The sequence below is a fragment of the Spiroplasma kunkelii CR2-3x genome, assembly GCF_001274875.1.
GTDB classification, from domain to species: domain Bacteria; phylum Bacillota_I; class Bacilli_A; order Mycoplasmatales; family Mycoplasmataceae; genus Spiroplasma; species Spiroplasma kunkelii.
On sequence record NZ_CP010899.1, the window covers coordinates 934,403 to 958,036 of the forward strand.

Sequence of the window (23,634 nt, forward strand, 5' to 3'; positions counted from 1 at the left end):
TTATGAAAAAATCGTTATCTTTATTTGCCATATTTATTTTAAGTTTTTTAGGTTTGGTTATTCCATTTATTACTTTAACGGCGTTTAGACCGTTAAATGAGAAGCATTATATATTAAAATACCGTGAATTTTTTTAGCGAGACATTTTGGTAATCGTGCGTTGTTTACTGCTCAGCGTGAGGGTATGATTTGAAATAATATTCGCCAGTTAGCAAGTGGAATTATTATTCCAATTTCATTGAAAAAACTTGTTGCTAAAAAGGAATTTAATTTTTTTAATCGTTTCTTTATTATGCGAATTGGAATTTTTCAAGATATAACAGATTATGAAATTTGAAAAACAAAATCAGTAGAACGAACAGCAGAAGGTAAACGAGTAAAACATAAGTCGGATGTTGGATTAGGAATTCGGTTTTTTAAAATAATTATTCCGCTTGAATTTGCCAATAAGTATGATAGTCAATGATTAAAATTTGTGCGTGATTTAAAAAATGATGAAATTATTAATAAAAAAGAATATTATTGGTCGGAAATTACAAAATTAAGTGTTAAAGAACGATTGGAGTTATTTGATATTGATATTTTGAAAAAGAATTTAAAACCTAAAAAAGAGAAAGGAAATAGGAAAGATGATTAATTTATTAGTTGAAAATAATAATAGTAATTGAGACAAGATTTTTAGTTTTGTTTTTGATATATTTTTGTTTATTTTTGATGTAATTTGAAATACAAAGTTACCTATGACAAATACGTCGATTGCTTATTTTTTAATTTTTTTTATGGTTATTAAGTTATCAATTTACGCAATTCACGGCACATCAACACAGTATAATAATTTAGGTTCAACAGTTAATAATGGTGTTTCGCAAATATATTCGTCAACTGTACGAAAAGGTATTAATGTTGGTAAAAATGTTTATCAGAATAGTAATAAGCAACAAGTTAAACGAGAAATTAAACGTCAAAATATTAGACAACAAGCAAAAATTAAAAGAGGTGTTAAATAATGATTAAATTAGTTTTATTGGTGGCGGCAATCGCTATATTTGGAACTGGTTTTATTACTGTTATTATTAATCAATTTACATCAGCAAAAAATATTATTATGGATTTATATAATTCTGATACGTGGTTAATTTGATTATTTGGTAGAATGGCAGTTTTGTTTAGTCATCCGTTAATGTTAATAATATCGAGTTTATATATTGTTGGGTTTATTGTTTCAAAAACATTGTATAGTTAGGAGTTAAGTTTATGAAAAAATCGTTATCTTTATTTGCCATATTTATTTTAAGTTTTTTAGGTTTGGTTATTCCATTTATTACTTTAACGGCGTTTAGACCGTTAAATGAGAAGTATTATACGCTTAAACAAGAGAATAGTACTGGTAAAGGTATTAATGAAACTGATTTTATTAATACAATGTTTTTACGCAGCAGTTTTTTTGAAAATTGGTCTGAAACAAATTATTTTATTAATCCAACTTTAAAAACATCAAAAAAATTATTGTTTAATGATAAATGGTATTTGGATTTTTTACAAGATAGTTATTCAACAGGAGTTGTTTATGATAAACCAAGTTCATCTTTTTTTAGTTTTTATCACATGTGAGATAGTTGAAAAAATACATATATGGTTGAAAAATTTTATGATGTTAAAAAGGGAAATTTTTTAAATGATTTAACTGATTTTATTTATGCTTTTGCCGTAAAATATAATATGTATGATGTGTCTAAAAAAATTGTGGATAATGTTGAGCGTTATAAAGAAAATCATTATCCAAGAGTTAAGTTAAAACAAGATAATTGAAAATTAATTACTAATAAATATATTCCACGAGATACTGGGTGATACATTATGATTCATCGAGCGTCTACAGATGGTACATGATTGTTAGAAAAAATTAATAGTTCAAAATTTTTTGGAAATGTTATTGTTGATTTTGGATTTCCAATTGGTATCATTTATAAATGAGAATTAAATAATCAACCTATACACTCTCAATTACCAACCATCAACGAAAACACTGGTGAAATTACTGACTGAAATACTTATCAACAAAATTTCGTAAAAGAATTTATTAATTATTCTTTAACTGCTGTTTTGCAAGAAAATATTAGAGTTCAACAAGGTGGTAGTGCGGATTATGAAAATCCGAATAAGGTTGGAACAAAGCGGATAATTTTTTATTTTGAGACGGTTGATGAATTAAATGTTAAAAATATTAAAAAAGCAATTTATCGGATGATTTTGACTGTTGATGAAGCAAATTTAATTATTTCGGGTAGTTTGGAGTTAAATAATGTTAATAGTGATGATTTAAGTTTTAATTTTAGTTTTATGCGAACGGTAACGGGTGAAGTTTTTAATTTTAATAGTTCAATTTATTCATCATTAAATAATAAAGATTTAAGATATTATCAACAGTTTAACGGTCAATTTGATTTATCTAAGTTTTTACAGTCGTTTTTTGCAAGTGCTTTGGTGCCAGTGTTCCAAAATCGTAGTTCGTTTATTGAAAATGGATATATTAATAATTTACAGTATGATACTGTTTTAGTTAACTTTTTTGCGTTGAAATTGCAAAATTTTAATAATATTTTGTTGAGTGAAAATATTAACGATAAATTACAATTTGATAAATTATTAAATAGTATGTTTAAGATTTCACAGAAATTTTATACTAATTATTTACGAACGATTTTTGATTTAGAAAATAATACTTATGTACAAGGATATAATAAAAAATATGGTTTATTAGTAAATAATGGTTTTAAAATTTATCCACGATATTTTTATTTTTCAGATAAATATAAGCAATTAGATATTAAATTATATTCAGCATTTAAAAATCGGTTTTATACCATTAATAATTATGGTAGTGTTTTTAATTATGATTTTTCGGTTGTTAATAATTATGATATTAAGTTAAATTCTGGTTATGTTTTTGGTGGTGATTTACAATCAAAATATGGTTTGCAATATAAGAAAATTGAAGAACAAAAAATTGGTTATAATGTTTTTGAATTGCAAGCACAAAAAGAAAATGATATGTACCGTTATTATGATTTTAATTTTGGGATTTATAATTGACAAGAGATAAATAGTGGTGGTTTATTCCCTGATAAACAATGATGACAAGTTCAATATATAACTCCTAAAGGTTGATGAGATTTTGGTGCTCATATTAAAAATGCGGTGATTTGGATTGTTAATACTATTCCGGGAGTTAAACAAGTTAACGAGTTAGCGAGTGGTGTTGGCAAGGTTTTTGAGACAGTATATAGTTTTTTTAGTCAAATATTTGAGGTATGAAAATTTAATCCTGCATTGTATAGTACAATAACAAATATTTTTTTATTAATTATCTTTATGAAATTTGTACGATTAATATAAAAAAGGAACTGTTATTCAGTTCCTTTTTGTTCTTTTCAATCAGTAATTTCACCAGTTTTTTCGTTGATGGTTGGTAATTGAGAGTGTATAGGTTGATTATTTAATTCTCATTTATAAATGATACCAGTTGGAAATCCAAAATCAACAGTAACATTTCCAAAAAATTTTGAACTATTAATTTTTTCTAACAATCATGTACCATCTGTAGACGCTCGATGAATCATAATGTATCACCCAGTATCTCGTGGAATATATTTATTAGTAATTAATTTTCAATTACTATTTTCTGGTGGTTGTTGTGCTTCTGGTGTTGGTATTATCGGTTTATTTTCTTCTTTATTATTATTTGGTTTTTCAGATTTTTCACACCTGATTAGTGTTGTTGTACTTGTTGCTGTTAATCCGATTGTTCCTAAAATACTTATTCATTTTTTCATATATATTGCTCCTTTTTATTGTTTTATATATAATCGATTTTATTATATATCAATTATATATTAATTATTTTGTATTAAATATTAATTTTATATATTTTTGATGGTAGGTGTAAATTAATGAAATATATTATTAATAATTTTAATTTGTTTGATTTACAAGCAAAATTTAAAAATTTTTTAAGTAAAAATTATAAAAATAAATATTATAAAAAAATAAAACAAAAAATATTTTCATATATTAATTTGTGTAATGATTATTATATTAATTATATTAATAATGATAAATTTTTGTTGAAAGATTTAATTAAAAAATATTTTAAAAATAAGTTTTCAACTTTTTATTATTGAGCGAATAGAATTTTAATTGCATATAAAAATAATGATTTTAATAAATTGTTATTAAAGTCAACAATTCCTAATAATATTAATTATCAATATAGTAAAGATGTTCGTCAAAATATTTGTAATTTATATTTTGAATATTGTAATAAGTGTGCTGGTGGTGTTTTATCTTTGTTTTATAATTTAAAAAAAGGGATTCATGGAGAAGAATTAAAAAATAAAGCACCAAAAAATTTAAAAACATTTTTTCGTTGACTTAAAAAAGATGAAAGATGATTAAAAATAAAAAATAAAATTAAAGAAATTAAAAAACAACATCCAAGATATGAAGTTAAAGAAATAGGTTTATTACAGATGGACGCTAAATATTTTGTACCAAGTAAATTTTCAGTTGATAAAAAGTATTATGTTTATGATTTTATTGATGAAAAAAAAGATTAGCATTAGGATATGTTTATGATAAATTAAGTATTGATAATGCTATTGATTCTGTTAAAAAAGCAATTAGTGATTTTAAAATATATTTGGTGTTAAAATAACACGGATTAGAACTGATAACAGTTCTGAATTTATTAATAATTATCGGAATAATCAAAAAAATAATGTTAAAGAAACTAATTTTACTCAATTTTTAACAGATAAAAATATTTTTCATCAGACAACACCCGTTCGTTCTCCACAGTCAAACGGCAAGATTGAAAGATTTCATCAAAATTATACTAAATTATTTGTATTTGAAGAAAAAATATTAAATGTCGTTAGTTTACAGAATAAATTAAATGATTATTATTATTTTTATAATTTTGAAAGATCTCATAAGTCTTTAAATTTTCAGACACCATTTAACTTTTTGAATAGTTTAATTAAATAATTTTAAATTATTAAGTTTTTGTATTTAAACTAATTTTTAGTTTGTTTAATTTTATATTTTTTATTTATTTATTTTATGATATTTTTATATTATAAATAAATATTTTTATTATTTTTGTTATTTTCTTGTAATCTTTAAAATGTATGTGGTATACTACAAACTTATATAAACCTTGATAAACTTTATCTAAAAACTGATTTCAAGTAATTAACAAAACCCCCTAAATATCAATCTAAATATTCAAAAAATAATAGCAATAATAAAAGTTAAAAACAAAGTAAAACAAATATAAACCAACGCGGGCAGCATATCTACAGCAAATATAATCTGTATAAATTCAATATAAATATCAAAAACACTTTTTTATAACATTTTTATTTTTCCTTTCTATTTTAACAAAATAAAAAACAGCAAATTTAGTTACTGTTTTTATTATTTATATTTTTTAAAATAATTTATAATGATAAACTTTTTTTATTAAATATTCAATTTCCTAAAAAAAATAAACTAGTTCCTAAAATAAACATAGTTGGTAATTGTCAAGAAAAATCCAAACTTTTAGGTTTTACTGGTTCAGCAATAATAAGACCTTTATAAGCTGATGGTAACTCAGTAAAATTTAATGCTGATTTAAATAATGAAATAATTGTTAAAAATTTTAAATTATGGAAATTTAAATTATTTAAATAATAAGCTAAAACATATAATATTAAAAATAATATTGAAATAAATGATAATATTGTTAAACATAGTACAGAGTTATCAAAACAACAATTAATAACTCAAACAATAGAAGTTCATAATATTCATAATAATAAAAATGAAAAACTTGTAAGAACTAAGTTTATTTGATTTTGTTGATTAAAATCTTTTTGGTAAACCAAAGAGAAAAAAATTAACTGTAAAATTAAAGATCCAATATTTAAAATTATAATTGATAAAATTAATGTAAAAATTTTTGAGTTTAAAATTGTTTTTCTTGACATAGGTAATACTAATCAACAAGCGAAATAGCCTTTATTAATTTCTTTCTTTAATAATATATAAGCTGCAATTATTGAATATGGAAAAATTAAAATAACCCCACAATAAATACCATAAGTAAAATATTTAAGACAAATTGCACCTGTAAAAATATCTTTAGTAGTTGGATTAAAACATTTTAGAGTTGCAGGAAAAAATTGTTAATAATAAAAGAAAAATAGATCATGTAATTAAAACTATTTTTATATTTTTAAACTGTAATTTTACAAATTTTAAATTAATCATTGAAATTTACCTCTTTTTCATAAAATTTAATAAAATGTTGTTCTAAATTAAATGGTAATTCTTTAAAATATTCTAGTTGATAATCTGTTATTTCTTTTAAAAAATTATTTATATTATTTTGACTGATTTCAACTTTTATTATTTTTGTTACTTTATTAGTATCAATTATTTTTCATTTTTTCTTCATAAAATTATCATAATCATTAATAGTTATAAATTTTAATTCATAAATTTTATCAGCATTATTTTTAAGTTCTATAATATTAACTTCTGATACAATTTTACCTTTTTTAATAATTGCTACTTTATCACAAGTATTATCAATTTCGCTAAAAATATGGGAACTCATAAAAATGGTTGCATCTTGTTTTTGTGAATTTTTAACTAATGTATCAAATTTTTGTTGCATTAAAGGGTCTAATCCTGAAGTTGGTTCATCTAAAATTAATACTTTTGGCTTATGCATAAAAGCACTAATTATAGCTACTTTTTGTTTCATTCCTTTTGACATTTTTTTAATTTTCTGTTTAGGATTAAAATCAAAATATTCAATTAGTTTTTCTACATATTCCCAATCAACATTTCCTCTAATTTCAGAAATTGTTTTTAAATAACTAATTCCTGTCATATAATTTGGTAAATTAACTTCACCAGCTAAATAACCTAAATCTTTCATAATATTTTTAGTATTTTTTCATACATCATAACCTAAAATAGTACCTGTACCATTATCAGATTTAATAAATCCTACCATTTGACGAATAACAGTTGTTTTACCAGCACCATTGGGGCCAATAAATCCATAAACTTCTCCTTTTTTAACGTCTATATTAATATTAAAACAACCAATATTAGGGTTATATTTCTTTGTAATATTTTTTAATGATATTATTTCCATATCTCTCATTCCTGTCTATTTTTTAAATTAAAACAATTAATACCATATAAATTAATATTTTATTATTATATTTAATAAAAAAGCACATAAGTACTTTTAATAACTTAATTGCTGAGTAAAATATTTATTAAAAATTTTTTGCTTGTTGACAACGTTTTGTAACTTTTACCATACTAAAATGATATAAGCCTCCAAAAGCAGAAATAATCCCTGAAATTAAAATAATAGCAATTATAAATCAAACAATACCAGATAGACCTTGTACTTTTGGATTTGTAATTTGTAAAAAGAAATATTGATATGCAATCTTTAGATGCATTCCACTATATTCACATAATATTCCTTTAATAACTCCATAAATACCATATAAAATTGGATAAATAAAATATCACCCTAATTTTTGTCGATAAAATTGCTTTGTTGAAACTAATGGAGACTGCTTAGCAAAGATAACAATATAAATAATTGTTAATACTGGTAAAACAGCATGCAGAATAATTTGCTCTGTTCACTGTAGAGGCCCTCACATTAAATCTTTATTTTTTAAGATTGCTGGTAATAATACGAAATTGTAAATTAAACAAGTAACGGTAATATACACAACAACTGATAATGAGAAATAAGTTTTTAATGGTTTAATAATCCCTTCTTGCCGATGGCAAATAATTGCAATTACAAATCAAATTAATACTAAAAAATTTGATTGTGTTGTAAAAAATGAAATTCATCATATTGTGTAACCAGCATAATTTCAATGATTAATTGTGCCTGTTTGATCATAAACAGCTCATAAATATGTTACTTGGTTATTACTGTCCGTCACAATCATTTTGTCTAAATGAAGTAAATTAGTTAAATAATTAGTTAGTAATCCAAATAAAGCAACTAATGCAATAATTATTTTGAATCAAAACCGTCAGTCACGACAATAATATTTGATAAAGTTTTGCATTTAATCCCTCTTTCTAATTGATAACATTGATTAAATTATATCTTAATTTTTAATTTTTTATTCTTGATTATTAAATAATTCTCCTGAAATTAATTCACAAATTAAAATTCCTGCCTGTGATAAATTTTGTTTAAATTGTATTGTTGAACTTTTCTTATTTGCTTGTAAATAATCTGTAACAATTTTAATACTAACAATTGGGATCTGATAATTTAAAGCAACTTGAAAAAAAGTACAACCTTCCATATCAACTACATCAATCTTATTTTTAAATTTAGTTTTAATATGCTCAAAATATTCTATTTTATCAATAAAAATATCACTACTGCCTAAAACTGCTGTTTGAATGTGCGGCATTTTTGTTGTAATTGTAGCTATTAATTTTTTATCACTATAATAACTAGGTAATTCGCCAGGGATTTGCCCCATTGCATAACCAAACTCTTGGGCATCAGCAAAAGTATAGTAAGCTTCCGTAATTGCTAAAACTGATAATGGTTTAAAATTTGGTTTTAAAGTCCCAACTGTTCCAAGATTATAAACTGTTTTAATTGCATAATCTTTAAGTAAGGTTGTTAAAGTCATAGCGGCATTAACTAATCCAATTTTGCTAATTGCGAATAATAAATTATCTTTTTGATATACTTCAATCTGGGTATATTTATCAACTATTGTTGGTTTTAAAACATTTAAAGTTGCTGCCAATTCCTCTTTCATTGCACTAATAATTAAATTCATAACGTTATTTATCCTCTTTTCACTGCTGATAAGTCAATTGTATATTTTTTCCTAAATGATCAATGCTTTGCTTCGCGACTGCTCGTTCAAATTGAACTATTAATAATTCTTGAAATGCCTTTACTAAATCTTTTTGAGCTAATGTTCGATAATAATCAACTTTTAAATAATTTCGTTCATTACTAATTTTATCCGCAACAAAAATTAGCATTTCAAATAAAGTCATTTCTGGTCGACCAACAGTATGCCATTTAATTGCTGATAAAATATATTCATCATTAAATAATAAATCATATTTTAAATGGCAATAACCAGTATAGGCATGCCAAGTAGCAATTGGCTCTGATAAAAACGTTGGTAAATATTTTGTTAGATATGCTTTTTGTTTTTGTTCTAATCATTGTTTTGTAATATCATGATAAGTCCCAGCAATTAAAGCTTTTTGCGGATTTAACTTATGAACTAATGCTAATTCCCGCGCTTTTTGACCAACATTTAAACAATGTTGAAAGCGTTCCTTATCCATATTTTGGCATAGTCGTTCTGGGAAATATAATAAATTATTATTAATATAATTCGTAATATTTGGCAATTGTAATGCAATGTTTTTTCCTTCTCGTAACATTGTTGATGATAAATGTAAATTATTATAAAATGGAATTAACATTGCTTGATATTGTTTTAAAATTGTTTGATCAATTGGTTCATTTCGTTGGAAAACAATAAAAGTTTGCATTTTTGCTAATTCATTAATATTGTTTCATTTATTTAATGATGCTAGTTGATCAGAACCAATCATAAAATAAAACTTATGATGAGGAAATTGCTGTTGCAATTTTAAAACAGTTTCATATGTTGTACTAGGCTTTACATTTTTTAATTCAATTAAATTAATTTTAACATCCACTAAATCAGCGATTGCTAAATTAATCATTGCGATACGATCCGTAGGGGGGGATAATTTTCGTGTTTTAAAAGGATTCTGATTTGTTGGAATAATTCAAATTTCATCAATATCTGTTTTTGTTTTAACAAGATTAATCATTGCTAAATGGTCAGTATGAAATGGGTCAAAACTACCACCAAATAATGCTATCTTCATTTATTCTTCCTCCCAATCCAAAAATAACAGCAAATTCAAACAAAATAAAAATTATTCATCTTTATTTTTAATTCCTAATTCAACTAAAACATCTTCGACAGTATCACGCACAACTTCTTGAAATTGTTTAATAGATAATGTAATGGTAGCATTTTCTTTTTCACTTAAATAATTAGCATTTTTTTTTTGTAAGTTTTGTTTAAAATTATTAATTTCATTTTTATTACCAGTAATTGTAACTTTATTTTTTTTTACCCCTTTTGGGATATTCTCTTCTAATGATTCACAATTATGGTTTAACTCTAACTTATCATCATCACGATGAGAAATTTTAATGCGATCCATAATATATGCCATTCGATCATTAAAATTCCGTTCTTTAATTTGATTTAGCATTTGTTGAAATTCATTTGGTTGAACTTGTGAACTATCACGTAATTTTTTTAATTGTTCTAAACGTTCTAAAAAATTTTCATATTCATTAACATTATATTCTTCTTTGTATTTATTAATTTGATGATGTGCATTTTGAACAAGGCTATGAATATTATTAACATTCTTTTGGTTCGATGGTTTGATGTGTTGTTCAGTATTTCTAATTTCAGAATTTTCTGATTTATTTACCATCACTTGTGTTGATTGTTGCACTTTAAAGTCAACTGTTTCATCACTAAAATTAACCCCACTAAATGCTTCAATTTCATTATCAAAAGCACTAGCTGTTTTTAAATTTACTATTTTTTGTTCAGTTTTTTTTCGTCTTCATCATTTAAACATATTTTTGCCTCTAATTCCATATACATTATTATATAATAAATTATATAATAAATTATTAAAATTTCTTGCAGTTTTTTCCAACAATGTTAAGATAATATTGTAATTGACAGAGGTAACTTATAAAACATAAGTTTGAGAAATACTCTTAGAACCTGATCTAGTTAACACTAGCGTAGGGAGTTCAAATTTGTTATTTATTTAATTTAATAAATTTAATTTGATGCTCACTTTTACAGAAGTTAATTACAAAATTATTTGTGTAAGGAGATTTTTTATATGGTTACACCACCATCTTTTAAGATTAAGTTAAACCAACAAAACATTATTTTATGATACAATAAAGTAACAATTTTTATTGTCATAAGTTTATACCTTGGTATTTTAATAACGCTTAGTATTTTACCACTATCAAGATTAAATAAACTATTTCATTTAAATAATGACCAATATTTTAAAAATATATGATTTTTTTGTTTAATGACTTGTGGACTTGGTTTAATATTTAGTATCATATCTGCAATAAGTGTTTGATTAACAAATTATGAAGAATATATTAATTATAAGTTTCAGTTTATTATTTTAAATATTATTAGTTTGAATATTCTTAATTTAATTAGTAATATTATAATTTATAGTTATGAAATAAAGGTTAGTTATTTATTATTTACTAATACTATGAAACGAAAACGATTTTTAATTAATTTAGGAATTTGAAAATGAAAAACATTTGATATTGTTATTATTGCGATGTTTGTAGCAGTAACCTTAGCTTTAGCATATTTAGAAACATTATTGCCTAACTTACCATATGGTGGTGGCATTGGTTTAAAATATCTTCCACTTATCGTTATTGCTTTTTTACACTCAGCAATCGCTGGTCTTATAACTGGGAGTATTAGTGCCCTGATGTCATTTCTATTTATTGCTTCAAATTTTATTGTTTCACCATGATCATATTTATTAGATTATTTTGTTCCAATGATTATTCCAACAATTGCGGGTTTTATACGTTTTAAAGTTAATAATGACAAAAAATATATTACTTATGTTAATTATATTATTATTTGTTTTAGTATTATTACTCTTATTTACTTGTCACAAGTATTAGTTGGTGTTTTAATTTGAACAACTTTATTCCCTGATTCAGTTTGACCAGGTTATAGTAATTGATTATATGCCATTGTTTATAACTTTATTCATAGTTTTCTTTTTACATATCCAATTATTCAAATTGTTGTTCCTTTTATTTTACGTAGTTTAGCTCCCATTTTTTGACAACGTTATTTAAAATATGATAGTTAAATAAATAAACAAAAGAACAATAAAAAAATGCAATTATCATTTTTATGATAATTGCATTTTTTTATTAATAGCATTAACAATGTTTTCTACATTAAAACCAAAATATTCTAATACATCTTGAAATGGTCCTGATTGTCCAAAAGCGTTAATTCCAAAATTTAAACCATTAGAAGTATAACGTTCTCAACCAAAGGTTGCTCCTAATTCAATTGACGCAATTAAAGCTGTTGGTTCTAACAATTTTTGTTTATAGAAAGAAGCATCTTGCTGCTCAAATAATTCTCAACAAGGCATTGATACTACTTTTACTTTAATTTTTTTATCATGTTCTAATTTGTTTGCAACAGCAATCGCCATGTTAACTTCACTACCAGTTGCTAACAATACAACATCATTATTATCTTCTTGTCCATAAACTTGATAAGCTCCTTTTTTAACTGCCTCAACACTTGAATGTTCTAATTCTGGTAAATCTTGTCGTGTAATTAAAATAACACTTGGAGTATGTTTTGATTGTAAAGCGATATGATAAGCTCCTAATGTTTCATTAAAATCAGCTGGACGAAAAACATTTAAGTTTGGCTGACTACGTAACATTGCTAATTGTTCAATTGGTTGGTGCGTTGGACCATCTTCACCAACAGCGATTGAATCATGCGATAAAATATAAATAGCTGGAATTTCCATTAATGAACTTAAACGAATAGCTGGCTTCATATAATCAGCAAAAACAAAAAAACCACTTGCAAAAGGAATTAATCCACGGTGTAAACAAATTCCATTATTAATGGCTGCCATTGCAAATTCACGCACTCCATAAGCTAAATTACGGCCTAATCGATTTTCAGGACTATAAACACCATCAGTTCCCTTTGCTTTTGTACTACCACTTAAATCAGCACTACCACCAATTAAAGCTGGAATAATATTAGAAAGACGGTCAAGGATTGCCCCACTACTAATTCGTGTTGCTTGTGGCTTAATTGGTTTTAAATCACAAAAATCTTGTGGATTAAAATTAAAATTACCATAAACGGCATCATCAAGTTCTTTAGCTAAAGTAGAATTTTCTTTGCAAAGACCTTGATACATTTCTAATCATTCCTGATATTTTTTAATTCCTCGTTGTTTAACATTAATTTCAAAATCCTTATAAACTTCACTAGGAACTTCAAATGGTTTATAATCTCATTTTAACATTTTACGAACTGTTTCAATATCACTTCCTAACGGCGCCCCATGTACTGCTGGTGTACCTTGTTTTGTTGCCCCATCACCAATTATTGTTTTTACTTCTATTAATGTTGGTTTATCACTTTTTTTTGCTTTTATAATAGCTTGATCAATTGCTTCAATATCATTACCATCTTTGACAAAAATATAATTTCAATTTGCTGCTTTAAAACGATCAGCAATGTTTTCACTTTGTGCAACATTAACCATATTATCTAATTGCACATCATTAGAATCAAATAATACAATTAATTTATTTAATTTTCAATGTCCTGCTAAAGATATTGCTTCTTGTGTAACTCCTTCTTGTAAATCACCATCACCACATAAAACATAAGTATAATGATCATAAAGATTATATTTATTGGTATTGTATCTTGCTGCTAAATGCGTTTCTGCTAACGCTAAACCAACTGCTTCTGCAAGTCCTTGGCCAAGAGGACCCGTTGTCACATCCACTCCGGGCGTTAAATGTGATTCCGGATGACCAGGAGTAATTGAATCAACTTGACGAAAATTTCGTAAATCATCAATATTAAGATCAAATCCTGATAAATGCAATAACGAATATAATAAAGCACTACCATGTCCTGCTGCTAAAACAAAACGATCACGATTTGTTCATTTATCCACTTGTGGGTTAACAACTAAGTGTCTTGTGAATAAAGTATATGCCATTGGCGCAGCACCAAGAACAATTCCTGAATGGCCTGAATTTGCTTTATTAATTGCTTCAATTCCCAACATTTTGATTGTATCAATTGATTTTTTCATTTTATTTATCTCCTTTTTATACACTAATAAATTAATACTCATAGTATGATTGTACAACGAATTAAAAGAAAGAACTTAATAATTTGAAAAATATTCCATTAATTCTTACTTTTTTTGAATTATTCATTTATAATTAATGAAGTTGAAATGAAAAAATTAATAGAAAAAGAGTGGTCTCTTGAATGGTTAAATATTTATTTAAAAGTCGTAATAACGCCCTCTAATTTTTTAAAAAAGTAAATTAAAAAAGAAAAGTTTTTTTTAAACCATACACTAAAAAACAATAATATGATAAATACCATAAAGCAAAGGATGTGATAATAAAAATGACAAATAAATTACGAAATTGAAAAATAATAATAATTATTCAGGCAATCTTGATAGGAGCACTATTTTCATTTATTCCTTTTGCAATTTTTGATAAATTTGGTTTAACAAAAATTTGATTCTTCTTATTAGTTCCCACTTCAATGTTCTTTTTTACCCCATTATGGGCTAAAGTTAAAAAGAAAAAAAGTAATACCTTTATCCTTAAAATTAATAGTTTTTTTCTTTTTATTTTTCTATCGTTATTAATGACTGTTAATTTTTTTGATAATAATAAATTAATTATTTATTTTTATCCCTTACTGCTTTTTTGTACAGGAATGTTTGTTGCTGGAATGGTTCCTTTTTCAATGGAAATTATCCGTAGTTATACCAGTGAACATCAGTTAAAAACAAACCCTACTCTTTATTTTATTTTAGGAAGTGTTGTTACAATTATAATTTCTTTTTTAATACAATACTTTTTAACAGAATTAACAGCTAAAATTTCCTTACAAGGATATTTTAGTCTATTGGCATTAATTAACTTTAGTTTAATTTTTTTCAACCATGATATTCAAACAAAAGAAATTACTTTTAAAATTAATCCTAATAGTTGAAAAGTACTTCAAAAAAACAAACAATTTTGAAGTTATTTATATTCATCAAGTTTTTTATACAGTATTAATGAAGTATTTGGTTATATTCTTCCTATTTTAATTTTTAATAACACCGCAATTATAATTATAATGATAGGTAGTTTATATGTTATTCGAAAAATAAGTTATTTATTTGGATATTTACTAATAAACAATAATAATATTAAACACCAAATTATTTGTAATACAATTATTGCTATAATTGCGATTGCATTATTATTAGGATTAACAATTGCCTTCTTTCCCTTTCAAACCCAATTATCACATATTTTATATTTAACAATTGGTTTAGGTGGAAGTCAAATCTTAATAGGATGTTGTCTTGGGCATTTAAGTCGTATTCAAAAAAATAATATAATTAATTTAGTTGGAACTGAGCATTTAACTTTAGGTCTAATGATTGAACATGTCTTCGGGCATGCTATCTTTAGTTTATTGTTAGGCATTATTATTATTCCAGTAATAATTACTTTTTATACAAATATATTAACTTATATAATTATTTATAGTATTATCATTGGGATGTTATTTTTAAGTTTTATTTTTATTTTTAATAAACTACCAGTAAAAAAGAATAGGGTCTTAGGTTTTAATATATAAATTGGAAACCTGTAAATATAAGCAGCAAATTCTGTCTCTTGTTAATTTGATGATAACATCATTTTTAACAAATGCAACTCTTTTTTAAAAAAAATAAAATATTTTATAAATATAGCTTAATTTAATCATATTTAAGCACACTAAAAAAACATTTATTAAATTTTAATTAATAAATTTATTTAATATTCTGCAAAAACATTTCTTTTGCACTTATTCAATTTAAACACGGTCGGATTTTATTATTTATAACATTAACTACTCAATATATTCTTTTCTGACTAACATTATTAAAATCTGTCCCTTTAGGAAATCAATATCTTAATTCACTATTCATATATTCAATTAAAGGTTTTTGTTGTGGTGAACCAGTATCACAAAAATACACTTGTGTTTCAACAAATATTTCCATTTCTCGTCATTTACTAAATTATTTCCCTCGATCTGTTATTATTCCTTTTATTTTCCCAATTAAATTATTATTTATAACAATATCTGACAAGTGCAATATGTAATGCATGAGGGTTGGTGAGATTTTGGTGCTCATATTAAAAATGCGATGATTTGAATTGTTAACACTATTCCGGGAGTTAAACAAGTTAACGAGTTAGCGAGTGGTGTTGGCAAGGTTTTTGAGACAGTATATAGTTTTTTTAGTCAAATATTCGAGGTATGAAAATTTAATCCAGCATTGATTAGACCTTGTTTGGAAAATTTTACATCAAGACAACATTTTAAAAAAATTTTTTCAAATTAAATTAATATTTGTATATGATTAATAAAATCTATTTTTTTGTTATGTTTAATTTTATAATTTTGAAAATAAATATTAAAAATAATATTTTTATTTTGTTATTTTTTTTGTAATTATTGATTTTTATTTTTAATTTGTTTAAATATTATTAACTTTTTATCGTTTAGTTTTACAGTATACAAATCAAAGATAATTTTTGAATTTTTTAAGCGTTTATAAAACCGCTTTTGTGTTTTATATTTTACTTTATTCAATAAATTTCTATGTTTTTCACAAGTTCATAAAACTTTATTTGATAAAAATTCTTCAGTAATGAATGATATTACTTGATAACAATCATTAACATCACATATTTCTTGTTCTTTAATTATCATTACCTACTTTTAGGAGTTGTTTTATTTCAAATAAAAAACAACTCTAACAAGAGTTGTTTTTTTTACGGGTTCATCGTACAGGATGAATATACTATGTATCCATTTTTAAAAGCATGAAGTGGTCAAAACTTTGTCTTTACACCAACATATGGGATATACTTAGGAGTTTCACTTGCTTTAATTGGAACATATGTTAGTGTTGCTGGATGAAAATTACGTTGACAAGCATAAAAATTTTTTAGAACAAAAATCTCTCTCAATCTGAGAGATTTTTATTTTTTAATTTACCTTAAAATTAGTTAATACTATAAGATTTAAATATATCAATTAAAAACATATAGAAAAAGGAAAATTGGTAATGAAAAAAAGTACATTATGGCTAATTTTAGTTGGTATTACTAATATCGGTTAGTTATTAATAAATGTCCATTTTATGAATCAAGACAACCACGGAAATATAGCAAATAATGTTAAACAAGAAACTAGGGTTAAAAGAAGTTTCAATGATAATCAAGATGAAATTGAAGCGTCATTAGAAAGTATTTTTACAGATACTAAAATTTTATATGCTTCATTTCGACCAATATTATAAACTTAAATTATTATTTATCGTACTATTGTACAAACAAAAAAAGAGTTTATTATTTTTTTTATTGCAGAGATATTTTATGAAGCAAGAAATGTTTCCATTGATGGAAGAATTAGAAGATTAGAATATATATCATCATTCGCTAATTTGATCTGAAATAATTGAAATAAAAATTAATGCGATTTGAAATGATAGTGACAAAAAACATCGTATACGAATTGTTGCAAAAATATTATCAAACATTATTGTTTGAGAAACTTATCATAGAAAACATGAAAAAAGAATCTTATATGAGTATCTTTCAACTAATATTATATATGATTAAGATGAAATGGTTTATTAAAATAAAATTAGCAAAAAGTTGATTTATATTACTATAAAAATACTTGCATTTTTTAATAAAATTTGTTAAATATATTATTGGCAGTTAAATATGCCATTTGCTAATAGTTATGTTAATAAGGAGGAAAGTTATATGATTAAACCACTAGGAAAAAATATTGTCTTAGAAAAAGAAGAAAAAAAAGAAACATTTATTAATGGAATTTATTTACCAGAAGATGAAAAAAGCAAAAGCCATATTGGAAAAATAATTGCAATTAGTACTGAAGTTAATAAAGATGGGACCTTTGAAGGAAAAATAAATAATAAAGTTCTTTATCGCGAATATGCTGGAACTGAAATTGAATTTAATAATAAAAAATTAGTATTAATTTCTAATGAAGATATTTTAGGCGTAATTGAATAATAAAATTAAAGGGGGAATAGAAATATGTCAAAATCAATTAAATTTGCTGAAGAAGCAAGAATGAAATTACTTAATGGAATTAATAAATTAACTGATACAGTAAAAGTGACTTTAGGACCAAAAGGAAAATATGTTTTATTAGAAAAAACTTATGGTTCACCATTAATTACGAATGATGGTGTTACAATTTCAAAGGAAATTGAATTAAGAAATTATTTTGAAAATATGGGAGCTAAGTTAGTTGCTGAAGTTGCTAATAAAACAAATGATGTTGCTGGTGATGGAACAACAACGGCAATTGTTTTAACTCAAGCAATTGTTAAAGAAGGATTAAAAAATATTACTGCTGGTGCAAATGCTGTAGCTATTCGTAATGGAATTGAAAAAACAGTTAAAGCAATTGTGGCTTTATTAAAAGAATCAGCAAAAGAAATTAAGTCAAAAGAAGAAATTGCACAAGTTGCGAGTGTTAGTTCAAAAGATCCTGAAATTGGTGCCTTAATTGCTGAAATTATGACTAAAGTTGGTAATGATGGGGTTATTACGATTGAAGAATCAAAAACAATCAATACTGAAACAAGTGTTACTAAAGGATTACAATTTGATAAGGGATATTTATCACAATACATGGTAACTGATAGTGAAAAAATGTTAACAGAATTTGAAAATCCATATATTTTAATTACTGATAAAAAAATTAGTAATATGAAAGAAATTCTACCAATTTTAGAAAAAATTGTTGAAGAAGGACGTCCATTATTAATTATTGCTGATGATGTTGATGGTGATGTTTTACCGACATTATTACTAAACAAAATGCGTGGTGCTTTCAATATTTGTGTTGTTAAAGCGCCAGAATTTGGGAATAACCGTAAAGATTTATTGGAAGATATTGCTATGCTAGTAAAAGGTAAATTTATTAATAGTGATTTAAAAATGGATTTCAAAACTTTAACTTTAGATGATTTAGGAACGGCAAAAAAAGTAATTGTTTCAAAAGATACGACAACAATTATTGAAGGAAAAGCAACACGTGCAGAAATTGAAGATCGTAAAGAATTTATTCGTAATCAAATTAAAAATGAAAAATCAACATTTGAGCAAGATAAATTGAAAAAAAGATTAGCTAAACTTGCAAATGGTGTTGGAATCATTAAAGTTGGTGCACCAACTGAAACAGAAATGAAAGAAAAAAAATTACGAATTGAAGATGCCTTAAATTCAACTAAAGCTGCTGTTGAAGAAGGTATTGTTGCTGGTGGTGGAACGGCATTAGTACAAGTTGGGAAAAAATTAGGAAATTTAAAATTAAATGATGAAGAAAAATTAGGATTAAATATTGTGTTACGAGCAATTGAAGAACCAGTTCGTCAAATTGCTGCTAACGCTGGCGTTGATGGTTCAATTATTGTTAATAAATTAAAAGAACAAAATGACAATTTTGGTTATAATGCTGCAACAAATACATGAGAAAATATGATTGAGGCAGGAATTGTTGATCCAGTTAAAGTAACACGTTATGCTTTACAACATGCTGGTAGTGTTAGTGCTTTGTTGTTAACAACGGAAGCTGTTGTAGTAAATAATGATGAAGACAAACAACCAAAAGCACCAAGTTATCCTGACTTAGAAATTTAATTAAAGAAACATTATAAAAAGACTGATTTCAATCAGTCTTTTTATAAATTTATTTTTATTTTATTAGCTTTATAATGTTTTTATGTTTTCAACTTTAATATATTCTGAAACAATTCCTAAGATATCATCTTTAAAATATCAAATTGCAATACAAATTAAAGTAATAATTACTAATAAAATAATTGTATAAATAATTCGTTTAATTTTAAGATATTTAATAATTAAACATAATAAAATAATTATAATAACAGCAATTGTTGATGGCATTCCAATTGAAATAATTTTGTTTAAAATTTCTTGTGATTTTGTTATATTTGTTAAAAATAACATAGTTTTTTTTACCCTTTCTAAGTTGTAAAATTTATCATTCATTACCTTAACAGGTAAATTATATCAATTTTTTTATAATGAAATTGTAAAACATTTGCCTTAGGGTAATAAAAAACGATTTGTAAGAAAATAAGAAGGATTTATGTAATTTACTTTTTGTCTTACCTAATTTTTATATATTAAAAATTTTGAATCTTGTTTAATATGGTGGATGATAAAAACAATTATTGTAAGATAAATGACATTAAAAAGTTTCTTATTTAAAAATACTGGTTATTAATTATTTTAAGTTTAGATTATATTTAGGTTTTTATTTTTTATGATAGAATAATAAAGTATTATTTATAGAGAAATAAAATGTGAAAAAGAGGAGAAAAAATGAGGGACGAAATTAAAAAAGAAGAAAAAGTAGATAATTCCGATAGTTATAGCAATGAGGATAGTTTTGTAAATATTTATAAGTATGCGTTAAAAAAAGGAAATAGTCCATTTTATAAAACATTTTTAATGGGTTTAGCCGCTGGTTTATTTATTGGATTTGGTTATATTGCTGCAATTACGGCAATAAAGGGAAAATGAGATAATATCCCAATTGGTTTAAAAAGTTTAGTATTTGGTCTTGTCTTTACTGTTGCAATTACAATGATTGTTTTTCTTGGAGGAGAAATGTTTACATCAAATTCTTTAGCATTAATTGTTGTTTTTAAAAAACAATTAAATATTGGAAGATTTGTTAGTAATTTATTTATTGTTTTAAGTGGTAATTTCCTAGGTTGTTTAGTGATGGCTGGTTTAACAGCGTGAAGTGGTTTTTTAAATCATATGCCTGGTTCTGAAACTGATTTTTATAATAATGCGGTAATCTTAATTAATGGAAAATTAGAGCACAAATGATGAGAAAACTTTGGGAGTGCCATTTTATGTAACTTTTTAGTTGCTGGTTCGATTTATGCTGCACATACAACTAAAACAGCCGTTGCTAAATTCTTTGTTGTAAATTTAATTATTATGGCTTTTGCAATTTCTGGATTTTCGCATGTAGTTGCTAATTCATATTTATGATTTTTACAACCATTTTTAAAAATTTTTGGAACAAGTGGTGGTGGTTTAGCAGATTTTGGAAAATTTGCTTACAATGTTCAATTACCAACTTTAATTGGAAATTTCTTAAGTGGAGGGATTTTCTTACCATTTTTATATTATTTTATTTATAAAAAAGATGTAAAAGAAAAATTAACACTTTAATTGCTTTTGAAGAAAAGAAATGTTGTTATTTTAATAACATTTCTTTTTTAATTATTTTATTGTTTCAATGATATTATTAATTGGAGGATATTGATAATGGAGGGGAAAATGAGTAAAAATATTTATACAGTTAGTGAGATTAATTATTATTTAAAAACAATAATTGAACAAGAACCAAATTTAATTAATATTTCTCTACAAGGAGAAATTTCTAATATTACAAATCACTCTTCAGGACATGTTTATTTTACAATCAAAGATGAAAAAGCCCAAATTCGGGCAATTATGTTTGCGTTTAATGCAAAAAACTTACAATTTAAATTAAAAGAAGGTTTAAAAATTATTGCAACAGGTTCTATTAAACTATATGAGCCGAAAGGAACATATAGTTTACAAGTAGTTACTTTATCTTTACAAGGTGTTGGTACTTTGTTTTTAAAATATGAAACCTTAAAACAAGAATTAATTAAAAAAGGTTGGTTTGATCAATCTTTAAAAAAACCAATTCCACGTTTTCCAAATAATATTGGTGTAATAACAGCTCCAACTGGTGCTGCCATTCGTGATATTATTACTACAATTCATCGTCGTTTTTCCCAAGCAAACATTTATTTATTTCCAAGTTTAGTGCAAGGAAGTGACGCAAAACATGATATTAGAGCAAAAATTAAGGCAGCACAGGCATTTACTCCGCAGCTTGATACATTAATTGTTGGTCGTGGTGGGGGCAGCATTGAAGATTTATGAGCTTTTAATGAACTTGAAGTTGTTGAAGCAATTTATCAAGCAACTATCCCAATTATTTCAGCTGTTGGTCATGAAATTGATTTTACTTTAGCTGATTTTGTTAGTGATTTACAAGCACCGACACCAACGGCGGCGGCTGAATTAGCAACACCTGATCAGAAAGAATTAGTTAATTATTTGCAACAACAAAGCCGTCATTTAATTAATTTTATTAAAGGCAAAGTTGATAAGATGCAAAATAAACTAAGCGAATTAAAAAATAGTTATGTTTTAACAAAACCCCAAGCATTATATACACAATCTGAACAGTCTTATCAATTATTATTAAAGCAGTTTAATGTTTTACAAGAAAAATTCTTTATAGCAAATAAAAATATGATTCAAAATTATTATAAAAAATTAGTAAGAACAATTCAACAACAAATTTTAACAATTGAACATAATAAAAATAATTTAATAAGTAAATTAGACTTATTAAGTCCTTTAAAAACATTAACTCGTGGTTATAGTATTACTTACAATGAAAATAAAAATGTGATATTAGCAACCAATGATGTTCAGAATAATGATATAATAACGACACGTGTGCAAGATGGAATTATTCAATCAATTGTACAAGCAATTAATAAGGATGGTGAAAAAAATGACAAATAATAAATCATTTGAACAAATTTTAGAACAATTAAAGCAAATTGTTAATGATTTAGAAAATAATCAATTGCCATTAGATGAAGCAATTGATGCTTTTGAAACGGGCATTAAATTAACAAAATTAGCGGAAACTAAATTACAAGATATTAAAGATAAAGTCACTAAAATTGTTAAGGATAATAACACAACTGATTTTAAAGTTGATGAAGAATAATTTATTATGGCAGGGCAAATTTTTGAACGTAGTGGCTGAGTTAAAAAAAATAATATTAAAATTTGAAAAAAATTTCATGAGTTAAAATTAAGTCGGGTGATTTTAAAAGATTTTAAAACTTTTGATAAAAAAGATATTTTAATTAAAAATTTTGTTTATTTATTACGATTAAATAATTTAGATGAGCAAGAATATTTTGATAGTATTATTTTAATTAAATTAGTTTTAATTTATTATCATATTCAATATATTCGTCATACTGGTGTAAAACGTGAACAAGAACAAATTTTAAAAGTAATTAAGGAATTAAAAAACAAAATTTTTGTTAATTACCTAGATGATAATTATGAGGAAATAATTTTTGCAAATAATGAAATTATAAATTCAAAAATTAAGATGTATTATAATTTTAATTTACTTTATAATTTTATTGCTAATGTTTTTTATCAACCTTTTGTTAACCTTCCAAATCATGAATTATATTTTAATTATGGTTATTATCTTGTTTTTTTAATTTATTTAACAGTAATGATAAAGTTATTAAAGGATAGTAGTAATGTTGAAATTTATAAAATAAAATTAGATGTAACAGCTTACTGTCATTATTTGATTGGAAAAATTACACCATTATATTTTAATAATTTTGTTCAACAAATTAATTATTTTTTACAAAAGTATTAAGTGGGGTTAA

Annotated in this window: 26 protein-coding genes, 3 pseudogenes and 1 riboswitch; of the genes and pseudogenes, 18 read left to right on the plus strand and 11 right to left on the minus strand. The window is 24.5% G+C overall.

The annotated features are described in order from the left end of the window. The first annotated feature begins 2 nt into the window (after positions 1-2). The 5 genes and pseudogenes from SKUN_RS08480 (at position 3) to SKUN_RS05140 (ending at position 3,396) form a co-directional block, all read left to right on the plus strand. A complete protein-coding gene (locus SKUN_RS08480) occupies positions 3-137 on the plus strand; it encodes a DUF3688 family protein (protein WP_083436110.1) in 135 nt (44 codons plus the stop codon). Then, positions 116-637: pseudogene (locus SKUN_RS05125) on the plus strand (hypothetical protein); the annotation flags it as partial. The gene SKUN_RS08480 and the pseudogene SKUN_RS05125, both read left to right, overlap by 22 nt. After that, positions 630-1,007, plus strand: coding sequence for a hypothetical protein (locus SKUN_RS05130; protein ID WP_015988083.1), 378 nt, complete (start codon positions 630-632; stop codon positions 1,005-1,007). The pseudogene SKUN_RS05125 and the gene SKUN_RS05130, both read left to right, overlap by 8 nt. After that, the gene (locus tag SKUN_RS05135) at positions 1,007-1,243 is read left to right on the plus strand and encodes a hypothetical protein (RefSeq protein ID WP_053391129.1); all 237 of its coding nucleotides are present in this window, start codon (positions 1,007-1,009) and stop codon (positions 1,241-1,243) included. The genes SKUN_RS05130 and SKUN_RS05135 overlap by 1 nt, the downstream gene beginning before the upstream one ends. 11 nt (positions 1,244-1,254) lie before the next feature. Beyond that, complete coding sequence (locus SKUN_RS05140; protein ID WP_053391130.1) at positions 1,255-3,396, plus strand: spiroplasma phage ORF1-like family protein; 2,142 nt, start codon at positions 1,255-1,257, stop codon at positions 3,394-3,396. A gap of 11 nt (positions 3,397-3,407) precedes the next feature. Here the strand turns inward: SKUN_RS05140 and SKUN_RS05145 are convergent, their stop codons facing one another. Continuing rightward, on the minus strand, positions 3,408-3,833 hold the full coding sequence (locus SKUN_RS05145) for a lipoprotein (RefSeq protein WP_053391131.1): 426 nt from the start codon (positions 3,831-3,833) through the stop codon (positions 3,408-3,410). A gap of 117 nt (positions 3,834-3,950) precedes the next feature. On the opposite strand from SKUN_RS05145, the gene SKUN_RS09855 reads away from it, so the two are divergent. Both SKUN_RS09855 and SKUN_RS11800 read left to right on the plus strand, forming a co-directional pair. Beyond that, positions 3,951-4,616: a hypothetical protein gene (locus tag SKUN_RS09855; RefSeq protein WP_200902980.1), complete on the plus strand. Its 666-nt coding sequence runs from the start codon at positions 3,951-3,953 to the stop codon at positions 4,614-4,616. 253 nt (positions 4,617-4,869) lie between these two features. Continuing rightward, positions 4,870-5,046, plus strand: coding sequence for an integrase core domain-containing protein (locus SKUN_RS11800; RefSeq protein ID WP_408640748.1), 177 nt, complete (start codon positions 4,870-4,872; stop codon positions 5,044-5,046). Positions 5,047-5,501: 455 nt separating this feature from the next. On the opposite strand, the gene SKUN_RS05155 is transcribed toward SKUN_RS11800, so the two are convergent. The 6 genes from SKUN_RS05155 to SKUN_RS05180 form a co-directional block, all read right to left on the minus strand. Continuing rightward, entirely contained in the window at positions 5,502-6,032 is a 531-nt protein-coding gene (locus tag SKUN_RS05155) for a hypothetical protein (RefSeq protein WP_053391132.1), read from the minus strand. 275 nt (positions 6,033-6,307) lie between these two features. Beyond that, a complete protein-coding gene (locus SKUN_RS05160; protein ID WP_053391133.1) occupies positions 6,308-7,213 on the minus strand; it encodes an ABC transporter ATP-binding protein in 906 nt (301 codons plus the stop codon). Between the two features lie 127 nt (positions 7,214-7,340). Next, positions 7,341-8,165, minus strand: coding sequence for a Pr6Pr family membrane protein (locus SKUN_RS05165; RefSeq protein WP_053391134.1), 825 nt, complete (start codon positions 8,163-8,165; stop codon positions 7,341-7,343). A 57-nt stretch (positions 8,166-8,222) separates the two neighbouring features. Then, entirely contained in the window at positions 8,223-8,903 is a 681-nt protein-coding gene (gene mtnN, locus SKUN_RS05170; RefSeq protein WP_053391135.1) for a 5'-methylthioadenosine/S-adenosylhomocysteine nucleosidase, read from the minus strand. A 4-nt stretch (positions 8,904-8,907) separates the two neighbouring features. Next, complete coding sequence (locus tag SKUN_RS05175; protein ID WP_053391136.1) at positions 8,908-10,005, minus strand: nicotinate-nucleotide adenylyltransferase; 1,098 nt, start codon at positions 10,003-10,005, stop codon at positions 8,908-8,910. A gap of 51 nt (positions 10,006-10,056) precedes the next feature. Beyond that, the gene (locus SKUN_RS05180; RefSeq protein WP_053391580.1) at positions 10,057-10,782 is read right to left on the minus strand and encodes a hypothetical protein; all 726 of its coding nucleotides are present in this window, start codon (positions 10,780-10,782) and stop codon (positions 10,057-10,059) included. Positions 10,783-10,880: 98 nt separating this feature from the next. Further along, positions 10,881-10,979: riboswitch (TPP riboswitch) on the plus strand. 79 nt (positions 10,980-11,058) lie between these two features. On the opposite strand from SKUN_RS05180, the gene SKUN_RS05185 reads away from it, so the two are divergent. Further along, positions 11,059-12,084: an energy-coupled thiamine transporter ThiT gene (locus tag SKUN_RS05185; protein ID WP_053391137.1), complete on the plus strand. Its 1,026-nt coding sequence runs from the start codon at positions 11,059-11,061 to the stop codon at positions 12,082-12,084. Positions 12,085-12,126: 42 nt separating this feature from the next. On the opposite strand, the gene tkt is transcribed toward SKUN_RS05185, so the two are convergent. After that, a complete protein-coding gene (tkt, locus tag SKUN_RS05190) occupies positions 12,127-14,091 on the minus strand; it encodes a transketolase (protein WP_053391138.1) in 1,965 nt (654 codons plus the stop codon). A 326-nt stretch (positions 14,092-14,417) separates the two neighbouring features. On the opposite strand from tkt, the gene SKUN_RS05195 reads away from it, so the two are divergent. Beyond that, the gene (locus SKUN_RS05195; protein WP_053391139.1) at positions 14,418-15,656 is read left to right on the plus strand and encodes a hypothetical protein; all 1,239 of its coding nucleotides are present in this window, start codon (positions 14,418-14,420) and stop codon (positions 15,654-15,656) included. Positions 15,657-15,831: 175 nt separating this feature from the next. Here the strand turns inward: SKUN_RS05195 and SKUN_RS05200 are convergent. Beyond that, positions 15,832-16,149 (minus strand): annotated as a pseudogene (locus SKUN_RS05200) (transposase); the annotation flags it as partial. A gap of 48 nt (positions 16,150-16,197) precedes the next feature. Here SKUN_RS05200 and SKUN_RS05205 point away from each other — a divergent pair. Beyond that, a pseudogene (locus SKUN_RS05205) lies at positions 16,198-16,410 on the plus strand (spiroplasma phage ORF1-like family protein); the annotation flags it as partial. 110 nt (positions 16,411-16,520) lie between these two features. On the opposite strand, the gene SKUN_RS05210 reads toward SKUN_RS05205, so the two are convergent. Continuing rightward, on the minus strand, positions 16,521-16,781 hold the full coding sequence (locus tag SKUN_RS05210) for a hypothetical protein (protein WP_053391142.1): 261 nt from the start codon (positions 16,779-16,781) through the stop codon (positions 16,521-16,523). Between the two features lie 93 nt (positions 16,782-16,874). Between SKUN_RS05210 and SKUN_RS09360 the strand changes: the two genes are divergently transcribed. The 4 genes from SKUN_RS09360 to groL all read left to right on the plus strand — a co-directional run bounded on the left by SKUN_RS09360 (position 16,875) and on the right by groL (position 19,756). Further along, positions 16,875-17,012: a hypothetical protein gene (locus SKUN_RS09360; protein ID WP_158500792.1), complete on the plus strand. Its 138-nt coding sequence runs from the start codon at positions 16,875-16,877 to the stop codon at positions 17,010-17,012. Between the two features lie 202 nt (positions 17,013-17,214). Next, complete coding sequence (locus tag SKUN_RS09365) at positions 17,215-17,373, plus strand: hypothetical protein (protein WP_158500793.1); 159 nt, start codon at positions 17,215-17,217, stop codon at positions 17,371-17,373. Positions 17,374-17,845: 472 nt separating this feature from the next. Beyond that, on the plus strand, positions 17,846-18,118 hold the full coding sequence (locus SKUN_RS05215) for a hypothetical protein (protein ID WP_053391143.1): 273 nt from the start codon (positions 17,846-17,848) through the stop codon (positions 18,116-18,118). Positions 18,119-18,142: 24 nt separating this feature from the next. Beyond that, positions 18,143-19,756, plus strand: coding sequence for a chaperonin GroEL (gene groL / locus SKUN_RS05220; RefSeq protein WP_053391144.1), 1,614 nt, complete (start codon positions 18,143-18,145; stop codon positions 19,754-19,756). Positions 19,757-19,825: 69 nt separating this feature from the next. On the opposite strand, the gene SKUN_RS05225 is transcribed toward groL, so the two are convergent. Further along, positions 19,826-20,086: a hypothetical protein gene (locus SKUN_RS05225; protein WP_053391145.1), complete on the minus strand. Its 261-nt coding sequence runs from the start codon at positions 20,084-20,086 to the stop codon at positions 19,826-19,828. 378 nt (positions 20,087-20,464) lie between these two features. Here SKUN_RS05225 and SKUN_RS05230 point away from each other — a divergent pair, with 378 nt between their 5' ends. The 4 genes from SKUN_RS05230 to SKUN_RS05245 all read left to right on the plus strand — a co-directional run bounded on the left by SKUN_RS05230 (position 20,465) and on the right by SKUN_RS05245 (position 23,624). After that, positions 20,465-21,331, plus strand: a complete 867-nt coding sequence (locus SKUN_RS05230; protein ID WP_144416772.1) for a formate/nitrite transporter family protein — start codon at positions 20,465-20,467, stop codon at positions 21,329-21,331. Between the two features lie 108 nt (positions 21,332-21,439). After that, complete coding sequence (gene xseA, locus SKUN_RS05235) at positions 21,440-22,732, plus strand: exodeoxyribonuclease VII large subunit (protein WP_053391147.1); 1,293 nt, start codon at positions 21,440-21,442, stop codon at positions 22,730-22,732. Next, entirely contained in the window at positions 22,722-22,943 is a 222-nt protein-coding gene (gene xseB / locus SKUN_RS05240) for an exodeoxyribonuclease VII small subunit (protein WP_053391581.1), read from the plus strand. The genes xseA and xseB overlap by 11 nt, the downstream gene beginning before the upstream one ends. A 6-nt stretch (positions 22,944-22,949) precedes the next feature. Then, positions 22,950-23,624: a hypothetical protein gene (locus tag SKUN_RS05245; protein WP_053391148.1), complete on the plus strand. Its 675-nt coding sequence runs from the start codon at positions 22,950-22,952 to the stop codon at positions 23,622-23,624. The last annotated feature ends 10 nt before the right edge of the window (positions 23,625-23,634 follow it).